Annotated in this window: 12 protein-coding genes; 7 read left to right on the top strand and 5 right to left on the bottom strand. The window is 62.7% G+C overall.

All coding sequences use genetic code 11. The features are described from left to right. Positions 1 to 166 precede the first annotated feature (166 nt). Positions 167 to 853: an HAD family hydrolase gene (locus AC2ETI_RS21915; RefSeq protein ID WP_030535692.1), complete on the top strand. Its 687-nt coding sequence runs from the start codon at positions 167 to 169 to the stop codon at positions 851 to 853. A gap of 6 nt (positions 854 to 859) precedes the next feature. Next, complete coding sequence (locus tag AC2ETI_RS21910) at positions 860 to 1,849, top strand: LLM class F420-dependent oxidoreductase (RefSeq protein WP_020723628.1); 990 nt, start codon at positions 860 to 862, stop codon at positions 1,847 to 1,849. On the opposite strand, the gene AC2ETI_RS21905 is transcribed toward AC2ETI_RS21910, so the two are convergent. Together AC2ETI_RS21905 and AC2ETI_RS21900 are read right to left on the bottom strand one after the other, a co-directional pair. Beyond that, positions 1,746 to 3,125, bottom strand: coding sequence for a sensor histidine kinase (locus AC2ETI_RS21905; protein ID WP_019746593.1), 1,380 nt, complete (start codon positions 3,123 to 3,125; stop codon positions 1,746 to 1,748). The genes AC2ETI_RS21910 and AC2ETI_RS21905 overlap by 104 nt on opposite strands. Continuing rightward, entirely contained in the window at positions 3,122 to 3,826 is a 705-nt protein-coding gene (locus AC2ETI_RS21900; RefSeq protein ID WP_003943475.1) for a response regulator transcription factor, read from the bottom strand. Before AC2ETI_RS21900 ends, AC2ETI_RS21905 begins: the two co-directional genes overlap by 4 nt. Before the next feature lie 167 nt (positions 3,827 to 3,993). Between AC2ETI_RS21900 and AC2ETI_RS21895 the strand changes: the two genes are divergently transcribed. The 3 genes from AC2ETI_RS21895 (at position 3,994) to AC2ETI_RS21885 (ending at position 7,345) form a co-directional block, all read left to right on the top strand. Then, the gene (locus AC2ETI_RS21895; RefSeq protein WP_019746594.1) at positions 3,994 to 4,458 is read left to right on the top strand and encodes a hypothetical protein; all 465 of its coding nucleotides are present in this window, start codon (positions 3,994 to 3,996) and stop codon (positions 4,456 to 4,458) included. 220 nt (positions 4,459 to 4,678) lie between these two features. Continuing rightward, positions 4,679 to 5,482: a metal-dependent hydrolase gene (locus AC2ETI_RS21890; protein ID WP_007732353.1), complete on the top strand. Its 804-nt coding sequence runs from the start codon at positions 4,679 to 4,681 to the stop codon at positions 5,480 to 5,482. 96 nt (positions 5,483 to 5,578) lie between these two features. Then, on the top strand, positions 5,579 to 7,345 hold the full coding sequence (locus AC2ETI_RS21885) for a cholesterol oxidase substrate-binding domain-containing protein (RefSeq protein ID WP_483634384.1): 1,767 nt from the start codon (positions 5,579 to 5,581) through the stop codon (positions 7,343 to 7,345). Positions 7,346 to 7,350: 5 nt separating this feature from the next. Here the strand turns inward: AC2ETI_RS21885 and AC2ETI_RS21880 are convergent, their stop codons facing one another. After that, complete coding sequence (locus AC2ETI_RS21880) at positions 7,351 to 8,019, bottom strand: DUF6891 domain-containing protein (protein ID WP_046377835.1); 669 nt, start codon at positions 8,017 to 8,019, stop codon at positions 7,351 to 7,353. Positions 8,020 to 8,111: 92 nt separating this feature from the next. Continuing rightward, on the bottom strand, positions 8,112 to 9,725 hold the full coding sequence (locus AC2ETI_RS21875) for a DHA2 family efflux MFS transporter permease subunit (protein ID WP_029254323.1): 1,614 nt from the start codon (positions 9,723 to 9,725) through the stop codon (positions 8,112 to 8,114). A 119-nt stretch (positions 9,726 to 9,844) separates the two neighbouring features. On the opposite strand from AC2ETI_RS21875, the gene AC2ETI_RS21870 reads away from it, so the two are divergent. After that, positions 9,845 to 10,321, top strand: a complete 477-nt coding sequence (locus tag AC2ETI_RS21870) for a MarR family winged helix-turn-helix transcriptional regulator (RefSeq protein WP_020905958.1) — start codon at positions 9,845 to 9,847, stop codon at positions 10,319 to 10,321. A 56-nt stretch (positions 10,322 to 10,377) separates the two neighbouring features. Here the strand turns inward: AC2ETI_RS21870 and AC2ETI_RS21865 are convergent, their stop codons facing one another. Beyond that, positions 10,378 to 11,409, bottom strand: coding sequence for an ABC transporter substrate-binding protein (locus tag AC2ETI_RS21865; protein WP_020968250.1), 1,032 nt, complete (start codon positions 11,407 to 11,409; stop codon positions 10,378 to 10,380). A 189-nt stretch (positions 11,410 to 11,598) separates the two neighbouring features. Between AC2ETI_RS21865 and AC2ETI_RS21860 the strand changes: the two genes are divergently transcribed. Next, positions 11,599 to 13,158 (top strand): acyl-CoA synthetase, encoded by a 1,560-nt coding sequence (locus AC2ETI_RS21860; protein ID WP_483634383.1) that lies wholly within the window; start codon positions 11,599 to 11,601, stop codon positions 13,156 to 13,158. Positions 13,159 to 13,230: the final 72 nt, after the last annotated feature.

Raw genomic sequence — 13,230 nt, 5'->3', positions numbered from 1 at the left:
GAACCAGTAGACGAAGCATGCCAGAAGGAACACAACCACTGACTCCATGACGACACCCCTGTTCGACGTGCACTTCTGCTGTCCGCACTCTCCATGATCCGCTTCTCGAGCGGAGAATGCTCGGGGCACAAGTTTCGCGAACCGAGGTGTTGGGCAGTCAATTCCCATGGCAACAGGTGCAGTTCTCTTCGACATCGACGGAACGCTCGTCGATTCCAACTATCTGCATGTAGAAGCGTGGTCGCGAGCCTTCTTCGAGGTGGGTCGCCCGGTTGACGCGTGGCGGGTGCACCGCTGCATCGGCATGGACGGAGACCAACTACTGGAGACGTTGCTCGGCGAAGACATCGACGGGTGCGGGCCTCGGGCCAAGGAACTTCACACCAAGTACTACCGGCAGTCGGCTGACCGTCTCCGAGTACTGCCGGGAGCGCGAGAGTTGATCCGCCGAGTTCACTCGCTCGGACTGCACGTCGTGCTCGCTACCTCGGCGCCCGACGACGAACTGGAGTTGTTGCGCCAGACGCTCGACATCGACGAAATGATCTACGCCGCGACCTCTTCGGAATCCGTCGACGAGGCCAAGCCTGATCCGGACCTGATCGAAATCGCGCTCGCGAAGGCAGGTGTCGACGCGGGCGATGCGGTCATGGTCGGAGACGCCGTCTGGGACATGAAGGCGGCGACATCGGCAGGCGTTGTGGCTGTGGGAGTGCGCAGCGGCGGCATGTCGACCGACGAACTCGACGGCGCGGGTGCGGCGGAGGTGTACGACGACGCCCGCGACCTTCTCGACCACCTCGACGGCAGTGTGATTTCCGAACTCGTTTCAGGCCAAGATACCGGGAGTTGATCAGTGATGGCACGATTCGGCTATACCTTGATGACCGAACAGGCCGGCCCGAAAGAACTGGTCCGCCATGCAGTTCGGGCCGAAGAAGTCGGCTTCGACTTCGAAGTGATGAGTGATCATTACTCGCCGTGGCTGACCGAGCAGGGGCATGCGCCTTACGCCTGGTCGGTGCTGGGAGCAGTTGCCCATGCCACCGAGCGAGTCGGGTTGATGACGTATGTGACTTGTCCGACCGTCAGGTACCACCCTGCCGTGGTCGCGCAGAAAGCCGCGACGATCCAGATCCTCGCGGACGGGCGCTTCACACTGGGATTGGGAAGTGGCGAGAGCCTGAACGAGCATGTGGTCGGTGAGGGGTGGCCGTCCGTCGACACCCGGCACGACATGCTGCAGGAAGCAGTGAGCATTATTCGTGCACTGCTTGCCGGAGATCTGGTGAGCTGGAAGGGGGAGTACTTCGACGTTCAGTCCGCGCGGATCTGGGATCTCCCGGAGAACCCGGTTCCCCTGGCGCTGGCCATGTCCGGCGACAAGTCCGTCGAGCGTTTCGGTCCGATGGCCGATGACCTGATTGCCGTGCAACCGGATTCGGATCTGGTGCACCAGTGGAAGCATGTTCACGGACGGGCGTACGGGTTGGCGCCAGCAGGCCGGACCATCGGTCAGATTCCGATCTCGTGGGATCCTGATCGCGACACGGCCATCGCTCGCGCTCATCAGCAGTTCCGGTGGTTCGGTGGAGGGTGGTCTGTGAACTCCGAACTACCCACACCGGCGAGTTTCGCAGGTGCGACTCAGTTCGTGCGCAAAGAGGATGTGGCGGAAAGTATTCCGTGTGGTCCTGATCTCGATGTCATCGTGGAGGCAGTCAAGGCGTACACCGATGCCGGGTTCACCGATGTGGCGCTGGTACAGATCGGTGGAGATACCCAAGACCGATTCTTCGACGAGGCAGCCAAGCCACTGCTCGAGGCTCTGCACGTCGAATTGGGTTGATCGAGAAAATCAATCGAGTTCCGCCGAGGGGGCTCGCGTCGAGTCGCGCGCTACCGCCGTGCAGCCGCGCCTGCTGCGCGACGAGGGCCAACCCCAAACCGCTTCCGGCGTCGCCGGCGCCGGTACCACGAACAAATCGTTCGAACATCGCTTCGCGTTCCGACGGCGCGATCACGGTGCCGTTGTCGTCGACGTATACCGTCGCCGAACCGGTGGCAGCCCCTGATCGGACGGTGATCTCGACTTCGTCGGCATTGCCGTGCCGAACGGAGTTGGTGACGGCGTTGGTCAACACCAGACGGATGCCCGCGGGAAAGGCCTGAACCGAAAGTTCTTCCGGTGCTTTCAAACGAACGTCGACCTGAGGGTGCAGACGGCCTGCGTCAGCGACGGCACGATCGGCAACCTCCACGAGATCGACGTCGGCACAATCCTCCGGATCGGCCACTTCACCCAGGGCGAGCGTCTCGAGATCGGTCAGGGTGCGCTCGATCTGGCGCTGCGCCTCCAACAACTCGCTGGACAGTTCGCGGCGTTGGCTTTCCGTGAGATCCAGTGTTGCGAGAACTTCGAGATCGGTACGCATCGACGTGAGAGGTGTGCGTAGTTCGTGGGCGGAGACGCGAGCGAAATCGCGTGCCGACTCCAACGCCTCTTCGGTGCGGCTTCTATCGGTTTCGATGCGGCTGAGCATGCTGTGGATTGCCTCCGACAGTTCTTCGGCTTCGCGCGTTCCGCGCACCGACGGTGCCCGGCGCGAGAGTCCTTCGACGTCGAGGTTGTTGCCGATCGAACTGGTGGTCTCGGTCAATTGCTGTAGGGGCCGGACGGCTCGGCCTGTGAGGAACCAGCCGAGCCCGGCCGCGGCAAGGATGGCGACCACTGCCGCAGCGGCCACTTGGAACTGCTGTTCACGGATTGCCTGGGTCAGTGGATCTTCGGGGATGCTGACGGCCAATGCGGCGCCGCTGTCGCCGGGCACGAGAACATCCCGACTGCGAACATCGGTGGTAGCCAAGGCGCTGACGGTCGTGGCGTTGAATCCAGGGCTGACCACGAATGGTTCTGTTGTTGCAGTTGGTGTTTCGATGAACAGGGGGCTCGGTGCACTCGCTGCGACGCCCAGGGTGACGGAATCGAGAGTGCGTTCGAGTTGTTCGGATCCGTTGACGCGCAGGAAGACCGCGAACGCAATTCCGATCGCGGCAATCACGATTCCGGCGGCCAGGCCCGACGCGATGGCTACCCGGGTCTGAAGTGACAGCGGCCGCTTCATCGTTCGGCCCTCAGGACGAAGCCCACTCCGCGCACCGTGTGGATCACGCGGGGCGCCCCGTCGACTTCGAGTTTCTTGCGTAGGTAGGTGACGAAGACGTCGACGACATTGGTGTCGGCAGCGAAGTCGTAACCCCAGACGAGTCGCAGGAGTTGTGCGCGACTGAGTACGACACCGGCATGCTCGGCGAGTACCGACAACAGGTCGAATTCTCTTTTGGTGAGTTCGATTCGCCTACCGTCGATGTGTGCTCGATGGCCACGGAGATCGACCGTCAGCGGTCCCACCGTGATCGGATGGTCGACCGACGGAGTGGCTCGCGTCGTGCGTCGTAGCAATGCGCGCAGTCTGGCGACGAGCTCGGCCAATTCGAAGGGCTTGGTGAGGTAGTCGTCGGCGCCCGCCTCCAGCCCCGCGATGCGGTCACCCACGGAGCTTCGGGCGCTGAGTACGCAGATCGGAACCTCGTTGCCGATCGCGCGCAGGGCGGTTACCACTCCGACGCCGTCGAGGCCGGGCATGTTGACGTCGAGAACGAGTGCGGCCGGGCATTGCTTGTTCACCGATGACAAGGCCGATCGTCCGTCGACGGCAGTTGCCGTGTCGAAGCCCGACAATCGGAGTCCACGTTCGAGCGAATTCAGAACCTTCGCGTCGTCGTCAACGATCAGGATGCGCTCGCGTGTACTCACTCCAGCCATGGTGCCATCGGATTGCGACCTGGGGCCTCGCTCGGAGCGAGGGCCGCCGCATTCTCATCAACTCCTAAGAAACCGACAACAGATCTGCAGTGTTGGCTTCATAACCTCGGGTTTCTCGGATGCGACCGCGCCGAGAATTCGAGAACGTTCGATCAAGGAGAACAACGATGACGCGATTGAAAGTGAACGGCAAGCGGGCCAGCCGGACCGGTGTGGTGGTGGCGTCGGTGGCGGTCCTCGGTATGGCCGTGGCGCCGGGAATCGCCTGGGCTTCCAACCCGATTTCCGACGGGTCGCCGGTGGCGGTGCGATCGATCGCGACCGCTCCGTCAGAGGCAGGTGTGGCACCGGAAGTAGCGTGTGGTGCCGCGACGCCGATTTCCGACGAGGAGCTGCAGAAGCTCATCGACGAGGGCAAGGTTGTGCGCGCCGAGGAGGCGGGCACAGCCGCAATCACGATCGAAGTCCCTGGCGACGCCGCGACATTCATTGCGCGTGAAGGGGTGCCGGCGTTGCCGACCGTCGAATGGGCTCCGGCGATCGAGGGTGTTCCGGCAGAGGTGCTCAACATGGCAGGCGTCGCTCCGCTGGAGGAAGGCGTTGCCCTGTCATGCGCGGTTGCTGCGGGCTGACGAGCGAAAAAAGCTCCGCATGAACCGCTTTGACCTGGAACGGTACGGCCGTACTCAACCGGGTCCGGAGGTTGGTCAACCCTGTCGGTAGCACTTGCTACGTTCGGGGCGGTCTCGGCGAGCATGCCGGGGCCGTCGCCGACGGCGTCATGTGTGTGGTGTCTTGCAGAGGGTCCGGTACGGCCTGATGCGGGGCGCGTTTCGAAAGGTGTTGTGTTTCATGGTCATGGGCCCCACCCACGCGATGTCCGGTGCTGCTGTGGGGTTGGTGGTTGCAGAGTTGTTGCCTCTCGATTGGGGAGGGCCCACATCCACCGCTGAAACCTTGACTTTTGCCGGTGTGTGCGCGGGAGCCGCCTTGCTTCCCGACCTCGATACCGGTCAGTCGACGGTTTCCCGATCATTCGGTCCGCTCAGCAAAGCGCTGGCCAAAGGTATCGACGCAATTTCGGTGACCTTCTACCGCATCACCAAAGGCAAGAAGGACGGCAAGCGTCGTGGTGGACATCGGACGCTCACGCACACCGCGCTGTTTGCCGCCGGTCTTGGGGCCGGGGTCTCGGCGCTGGTTGTTCAGTTCGGGAAGCCCGCCATCATCATCACGCTGTTCTTCTGCCTCGGGCTGGCGATCCGAGGATTGGCGGGTGAATTGGCCAAGGAGAAGGGGTGGCTCGCCGTCTCCGCCGTTGCGTTGGTGCTCTCGGCCCTCACCTGGCAGTGGTATCCGAGTGAGGCCGGATCCACCGGGCTAGGTGTTGCAGTGGCACTGGGCTGCGCCACACACTGTCTCGGCGATGCGATCACCAAGGAAGGGGTGCCGTTTCTCGCGCCCCTGATTCCGCTCGGCGGCAAGCGGTGGTGGGAACAACGGCTGCCGTCATTTCTGTCCATCCGCGCAGGTGGGAACCTCGAGAAGATTCTGATCGGGCCGGCGCTGACGGTCCTGACTGCCTGGTTGATCATCAGTGCTTTCGACGGCGCCCCGGAAGCGATCTACGCCGTCTTCGCTCCGATGGTGCAGTGAGCATCTAAATCTTTTATTACGGAACCACTGGCATCGTAATCATATTTGTTCTACGTTCGTCCCTGACATGAACCGAGTCGGCTGACGGAGTGAGCAGTGGTGCATCAAGCAGAGCGCAAGGCGGAGCACAGCTCGAGAGAAAACGGTGTGAGCCGGCGCGGATTTCTCGCAGCGAGTGTCGGCGCAGCTGCTCTCGCGGGTATTTCCTGGGCACCGGCGGGAGCTGTTCCCTGGGGCTCGGCATCGACCATCGCGCCACCGCCCGGATTTCCGTCGGACATTCCGTTGTCACAGCAGGCATACGCGAACTGGTCGCGAGAAATCATGCTCGACAGCGTGTGGACGGCGACGGCGCGGCACAGCGACGACGTCGTCGCCCTCGCCAACTGGGCGTTCGACAACGGGTACACAGTGCGTGCGAAGGGAACGATGCACGGGTGGAGTCCGTTGACGGTGGTGCCCGGCGCGCCTTCGGATCGAGTTCTGCTGGTCGGTACGATGGCGAACTTGAATTCGGTTGTGGTGCAGCACGGCACGCCCGCAACAGTCACGGCGGGCGCCGGCGCCAGTATCGAAGCGATTCTGACAGCGCTCGAGCGCGAGGGGCTCGGGTGGGCCAACTCTCCGGCGATCGGTGAGCTGTCCATCGCCGGGGCACTGGCGATCGGCGCTCACGGGGCAACGTATCCGGCGGTGGGGGAGACGATTACCCCTGGCCAGTCGTACGGGTCGCTGAGCAACCTGATCACCGAGATCACGGTGGTGGCGTGGGACGAAGGCAGCAATCGCTACGGGCTGAAGACTTTTCACCGATCAGATGACGAGATCACGGCTTTCCTGACTCACCTGGGCCGAACCTTCGTCACCTCCGTGACGCTGCAAGCCGGGGAGAATTATCGGCTGCGGTGCCAGAGTTTCACCGACATTCCGTGGCAAGAACTCTTTGCTGCTCCCGGTTCGCCAGGGCGTACCTACGAGAGTTTTGTCGAGAAATCCGGACGGGTGGAGGCGATCTGGTTCCCGTTCACGCAAACACCGTGGCTCAAGGTCTGGACGCCGACCCCGGTCAAACCACCGGAGTCCCGAGAGGTGAGCGGGCCGTACAACTACTTCTTCTCCGACGCGATTCCCGAAGAAGTCACCACCCCGTTGGGGATGGTGGCGCAGGGCCTTCAAGCTGCGACACCGCTGTTCGGCGCCTCTCAGTTCGGAGCTGTAGCAGCAGGATTGGCGCTGACCGACACCGACGATCTGTGGGGCTGGTCAAAAGATGTTCTGTTCTACCTGCGGCACACGACGTTGCGCGTAGTAGCGGGCGGCGGCGCGGTGATCACCAAGCGGTCCAACATCGGCCGAGTCGTCCACGAGATGACGAGTTGGTTGAACGAGCGAATGACGTACTACGCGTCGCTGGGGCAGTATCCCGTCAACATGCCGTTCGAAGTGCGTCTCTGTGGTGTCGATGACAGTGGCGAAGTCCTTGTCGACAGCGCCGGCGTGCCGGATCTGTCAGCGGTGCGGCCCCGGGCGGATCGTCAGGACTGGGATACGGCGATCTGGATGAACGTGGTCTCGATTCCCGGCACCGCGGGATTGCCCGCGTTCCTTCGCGAGATGGAACGGTGGATGGTCGCGAACTACTCCGGCGATTACGCGACTTTCCGTCCGGAGTGGTCCAAGGGATGGGCATTCACCGATCAAGCTGCGTACCAAGACGACGAATTCCTCACCAGCACAGTGCCTGCCACCTTCCGTGCCGGTGGCGACGGGAACTGGGACTTCGCTCTCGCCACTCTGGACGAACACGACCCGCACCGCGTCTTCAGCAATACGTTCATCGACCGCGTCTTGCCACCCAGCTGAATCTCCTACTGCGGTAGTGGTTTGCGCCAGCGCACGTCGGAGATGCGGATGCGCTGATTGTTGTCACCGTTCCAGTCGACGCTCAGTCCCTGGGCTCGGAGTGCGTCGGCTACCTGGCGCCCGACGGTCTGATCGGTGTGCGCGATCATCTGTGCCTTGGCGGTTTCGTCGCCGCCGAACGCGGCGGAGACCAGCGCGGGATCGAGATCGTGGGCCGGACGAAACGCACTGTAGGACAAGTAGAGATCGGACGGCTCGTCGCCGAGACGCTCCGCATCTTGCATGTGGAAGAACGTGTACGCCCACTGAGCAAAGGGATACCCGTTCTCGTCCGGTTCGGACGGCGTGCGTTCGTCGTCGATTTCGGTAGTGCCGCACTGCATGCAGCAGGTGAAGTTCATGCGGGCCACGATGCCGTTGCGCTCGAGTTCTGCGAAGGCGGCGGATACGCGCTCGAAGTCGCCGGGACCCGCCCACTGGGTCTGCTCCCCGAGCCTTCGGTCCCAGACCTCACGCACTACTGCGTCGATCTGTCTGCCGAGTTCATCGTTCTCGAAACCGCCCTCGACACAGTCTCGGGCGGCTTCGCAGATTTCATCGAACGTCGCGAACCCGGGGACTACCAATTCGCGTGCTTGCTCACGGACGGCCACGATGTCGGCCGCGCTGAGCACCGTTGCAGGCTGACGTGACCGTGCTGACCGTGACGGTGCTGACCGTGACCAGGGCAATCGCATACCGGCACCGTACTGCACCGATCCGGCCGTCAGGCGTCGGCTGCTGCCTTTGTTTCCTCCTCGGTCGACGGGGCAGGCTTGTTCGGGATGAGCGCGGTGGCGATCAGGCCGACCACGACAAATCCGGCCGCAAGGTATCCGCCGAGTGTGATCCCGTGAGTCATTGCAGACTGTGCAGCGTCGGCGACGAAAGCGGTGCTCGGTGACCCGGCCAGCGAGTCGATGGCGGCGCCCGCGCTGTCGGTGACAGCACGCGTCAACTGATCAGCCTGAGCTTGGTCGACACCGGACTCGGTGAGGTCGTTGTTCAGCGTGGAATTGAGAGTGCTGAAGAAGACCGTGGTGAGGACAGCGATGCCCAGTGCGGATCCGAGTTGGCGGAACGCACTCTGAATGCCGGAGCCTTGACCGGCGCTCTGCTCGGGAATCTCCTCGAGCACGACGTTGGTCACCTGCGCAGTCGCAAAACCGACACCGATGCCGTAGAAGAAGAGCACTGCGGCGATAGTCCACCAGGGGCTGTCTGTCGCAGCGATGAATCCGAGACCGGCGAGACCGAGCGCTTCGAGGGCCAAACCGATACGGACCAAGCCCAACGGCGAGACCTTCGACGCCATTCCGAAGCTCGCACCACTGGCGACGAAGCTGCCGATGGCAATGGGAACCAGCGCGAGCCCCGCCTGGAGTGCGCTGTACCCGAGCGTGAACTGAAGCCAGAGGGGAAGCACCGCAACGATTCCGAACTCACCGAGCCCGATGATCAGCGTCGCGATGTTGCCGTTGCGGAACGACGAGATGGAGAACAGCCGTACGTCCATCAGCGCCCGCGACGGATCGTCGCTGCGGGTGAGCATGGTTTGACGGTAGGCGAACGCACCGAGCGACAGAACGGCGAGAACCAACGCCACCAGAACCGGCGACGGTCCGCTGGACCACGACAGGCCGAACAGATCGAAGGGTTCCTTCGTCGTCAGCCACCCATACGTACGTCCCTCGACGAGGCCGAAGGCGAGCAGGCCCAGGCCGGCGATGGACAGTGCCGCTCCGGTGGCGTCGATGCGCCCAGCGGTGCGGGGTGAGGGCGCGATGAACAGCACCGCGCCGATCAGAATGAGCGCAGCAAGCGGAATATTGATGCCGAATGCCCAACGCCATGAGGCATGTTCGGCAAGCCACCCGCCGAGTAGTGGGCCGAGGGCGGAGGCAGCACCGATGGTGGAACCCCAGACTGCGAAGGCCTGGCCGCGGGCTTTGCCGGTGAACATCGCGTTCAGAAGCGACAGTGAGGTGGGCAGGATCATGGCCGCGCCGGCGCCCTGCAGGAATCGCGCCAGGATGAGCAAGCCGCCGTTCGGTGCCAGTCCGGCCAGCAGGCTCGTTGCGCCGAACACGACGACACCGGCGATGAAGATGCGACGGGCGCCGACCAGGTCCGCAACTCTGCCGACCAGTAGCAGGAGCGCCGCGAACACGATTGCGTAGGACTCTTGGATCCATTGAGCCTGAACGGAGTTGATCCCGAGATCTTCGATGATCGAGGGAACTATGACGTTGACGATAGTGGTGTCGACGACGATCAGTGCCACGCCGAGTGCGATGGCGATCAGGCCCAACCACTTGCGAGTGGTGGGTGAGATGTTCACGAATAAACCTCCATTGTGAAGTAACTTCACAGTGAAGGTATATTTGAGGCGGTAAGTTGTCAACGTGCGCGCTGGGCTCGACCGGCCGCCGTCTGGCACAGGAAAGGTGGGATCACGGGGTGGAAGCACCGCGCGACATCTCCGTGGAGCGGGAGCGGCTGATGGACGAATTCCGCGCGTACGGTGGGACGTTCACCGAATTCAGTCATCGATTCGCGTCGTGGCTCGGCCTGCATTCCACCGACGCGACTGCCTTGATGGAAATCACCGCTGCCGAGGAGAAGGGGGCGCCGCTCTCGCCCGCCCGCCTCGGAGAGCGGATCTCGCTGACGTCGGGCGCAACCACCGCGTTGCTCAACCGCCTGGAGAAGGCGGGACATATCGTCCGGACCCGTGAGAATGCAGACCGTCGCGTGGTCACGCTGCACAGCAGTGCGCATGTGCAGGACCTCGCGGACGAGTTCTTCGGCCCACTTGCCGTGCGACTCGACGCCATGATGGAGAAATACCCGCCCGAACTGCTCAGTCGATTCGAGGAATTTCTCGTCGACCTGCACTCGACGATGAACGAACACCTCGAGCAGGACAACCGCTGAACAAAAAAGCCGCCCGACTCCGGAGAGTCGGGCGGCGTTTTTTGTGTCGGTGACGGCTACTTGCCGAGCTTGGCCTGCAGGTCGTCGAGAACCAGGCCTGCGCCTGTCGGGCCGAGGCCCAGGAACCAGGTCTCGTCACTCACCTCGGTGGCGCGGCCTTCCTTGACTGCGTCCATGCTTGCCCACAGCGGGCCGGCAACAACGGTGGTCTGACCGGTGTCTGCGGGATTTCCGTAGCTGGAGTAGAAGATTCGGTCACCCTCTGCCTCGGTGATCGTTTCCGGGCTGACCTCGACGGCCAACTCGTTGATGTCCTGGATCGCCGGGCGTGGCAGGCCGACATCCTTCAAGATGACGCCGATGAACGACAGGTTGCCGTACAGGCGCAGCTTCCCGGACATGAAGCGAACCAGCGAGATCGTCGGCGAACCGTCGATCGACTCACGGACCTGATCCGCGTGCGTCTGGTAGTCGTTGAGAACCTGCTCGGCCTTGGTCTCCTCCCCGAGTGCGTCACCGGCAAGGAGGAAGTTCTCCTTCCACGGGAAGCCGGGGCGGATGCTGAAGACCGTCGGCGCGATTGCCGCGAGCTGCGGGTAAAGCTTGTCCTGGCGCAGCTTGCTGCCGAGGATCAGATCGGGCTGCAGTGCGGTGATCGCCTCGAGGTTGAGGTTGTTGGTCGTGCCGACGTCGGGGACGCCGACCAATTTGTCAGCCAGGTACGACGGCTGACCGGCGGCACTTTCCGGGCTGGCGATGCCGACCGGGGTGATCCCGAGCGAGAGGACCTCGTCGAGTTCGCCGCTGTCGAGGACGACGACACGGGTCGGCTTGGCCTCGAGGGTGGTCTCGCCCAGAGCATGGGTGATGGTGCGTGGGAACTCGCCGGGCGCAGCATCGCTGCCGAGCTTCGCGGTTTCCGTGTCGGCGGTGCTGAACAGCTTGCCGCCGGTTGCGACATCGGTGTTGCCGTTTGCGTTGCCGCCGGCGTCGGAAGAACCGCAGGCCGTAGCGGCAAAAACAGTCGCCAGGGCAACCATGGCGACCCGGACCGATGTGCGGCTCCGGAGAGTGGTGCGTGAATGCATTAGGCTACCCTACCTTCCAGCTATCGGGCTTGGTCAGAGAGGTATCCGCACCGTTGATGCCAGGTGAGCAGCGCGTCAGGTCTCGCTCAGCGGGACCGCTACGCAATTCGGACTACAGGGTGCGATCAACGTGTTAGCTTCGCGAAAGACCTGTACTGGTAAGCGAAGACGCGTGTAGTGAGGATTTCGATGACCCTGAACATTGCCGATCTGTTCGAGGCCGTTGCCGATGCGATCCCCGATCGGGTTCCCTTGATTCTGGAAGATTCGCGGTTGAGCTACGCCGAACTCGAACTGCGATCGAACCGCCTCGCACATCATCTGCAGTCCGTCGGCGTCGAGCCTGGGCAGCACGTCGGTATTCACATGCGTAACTGCGTCGAGTACGTCGAAGCGCTCCTGGCTTGCTTGAAGATCAGAGCAGTGCCGATCAACGTCAACTTCCGCTATACCGATGCAGAACTCCTGTACATCTACACCAACTCTCAAATGGTGGCATTACTCGTCGAAGAGGAATTCGCGCCGACGGCATTGGCCGTGGTTCCGCAGTGTCCGGAGATCTCCCACGTGCTGATCGTCGGCGACGACTATGAGAACGCCCTTGCCGCGCAGACTGATACCCGCGACTTCGGCCCGCGAAGCAACGACGACCATTTCATCATCTACACCGGCGGTACAACCGGAATGCCCAAGGGCGTGGTGTGGCGGCACGAGGACTTCTTCTTCGCCGCGCTGTCCGGAGCGAACCTCAGCGGGCCGCCGCGTCGGAGCCTCGAAGAGGTTGTGGATGCGGCCGTGGCGAACACCAATCCAACTGTGCTGCTACTTATCCCGCCGCTCATGCATGGAGCCGCGATCTATTCACTGCTCACGGCTTTCCTCATGGGAGCGCCCCGAGTACTGACCAGCAGCTTCGATCCGATGGAAGTGTTGCGACTGGTCGAGGCCGAGAAGATCACCGGAATCACGGTCGTCGGCGACGCGATTGCTCGGCCGATCGCCGACGCCATCGCCGCAAGCGAAGGGCGCTACGACCTTTCGACTCTCAAACTGATCGGGTCGGGTGGCGCATTGTTCTCCCCGAACCTGAAGGCAGAACTGACAACCCGATTACCGGGACTGGTGATCAAGGATGCCTTCGGTGCTTCGGAATCCGGCAACGACGGCGTCGTCGAATTCGGTGAGGACGGTTCAAAGCGAATTCGATCCAACCCCAACATGATTCTTGTCGACGACGAATTTCGTCGCATCGAACCAGGCTCGGGCACAACCGGGTTCATCGCCAGGGCCGGCCATGTCCCCGTGGCCTACTTCGACGACCCCGCCAAGACTGCTGCAACTTTTCCTGTCGTCGACGGGGTGCGGCTGGCGGTACTCGGGGACATGGGCACCTTGGAAGCCGACGGAACCATCGTGCTGCTCGGGCGCGGTTCGATGTGCATCAACTCCGGCGGCGAGAAGGTCTACCCCGAAGAAGTGGAGCAGGCGCTCAAAACTCACCCGGCAGTTTTCGACGCTTTGGTAGCGGGCGCGCCCGACGCACGATTCGGTGAGAAGGTCGCCGCTGTCGTGCAGGTTCGGCCGGGGTTCGAAGATGTTGCGACGGAATCATTGTCGGAGCACTGCCGCACCCACGTGGCTGGGTACAAGATCCCCCGGTCGATCGTGCTGGTACCCAGCATCCTCCGCTCACCCAGTGGGAAGGCCGACTACCGTTGGGCTCGCGAAACCGTAGCTGGTTGTACATAATCGTGAAACACCTGCGGAAGTAGGTAGGTCGCTGACAGCTTCCATTCGCGCCCTGCTTTCAAGATTTCGATT

It is taken from the genome of Rhodococcus sp. MurmanLake-1 (assembly GCF_056945715.1).
Note: the sequence above shows the minus strand (reverse complement) of the source record. Positions and strands in the feature narration are given on the sequence as shown.

Excerpts from the sequence above, each read along its gene's own strand:
- AC2ETI_RS21895 (WP_019746594.1), top strand. The coding sequence starts at position 3,994 with ATGACGCGATTGAAAGTGAACGGCAAGCGGGCCAGCCGGACCGGTGTG.
- AC2ETI_RS21900 (WP_003943475.1), bottom strand. The coding sequence starts at position 3,826 with ATGGCTGGAGTGAGTACACGCGAGCGCATCCTGATCGTTGACGACGAC.
- AC2ETI_RS21865 (WP_020968250.1), bottom strand. The coding sequence starts at position 11,409 with ATGCATTCACGCACCACTCTCCGGAGCCGCACATCGGTCCGGGTCGCC.
- AC2ETI_RS21915 (WP_030535692.1), top strand. The coding sequence starts at position 167 with ATGGCAACAGGTGCAGTTCTCTTCGACATCGACGGAACGCTCGTCGAT.
- AC2ETI_RS21890 (WP_007732353.1), top strand. The coding sequence starts at position 4,679 with ATGGTCATGGGCCCCACCCACGCGATGTCCGGTGCTGCTGTGGGGTTG.
- AC2ETI_RS21905 (WP_019746593.1), bottom strand. The coding sequence starts at position 3,125 with ATGAAGCGGCCGCTGTCACTTCAGACCCGGGTAGCCATCGCGTCGGGC.
- AC2ETI_RS21860 (WP_483634383.1), top strand. The coding sequence starts at position 11,599 with ATGACCCTGAACATTGCCGATCTGTTCGAGGCCGTTGCCGATGCGATC.
- AC2ETI_RS21910 (WP_020723628.1), top strand. The coding sequence starts at position 860 with ATGGCACGATTCGGCTATACCTTGATGACCGAACAGGCCGGCCCGAAA.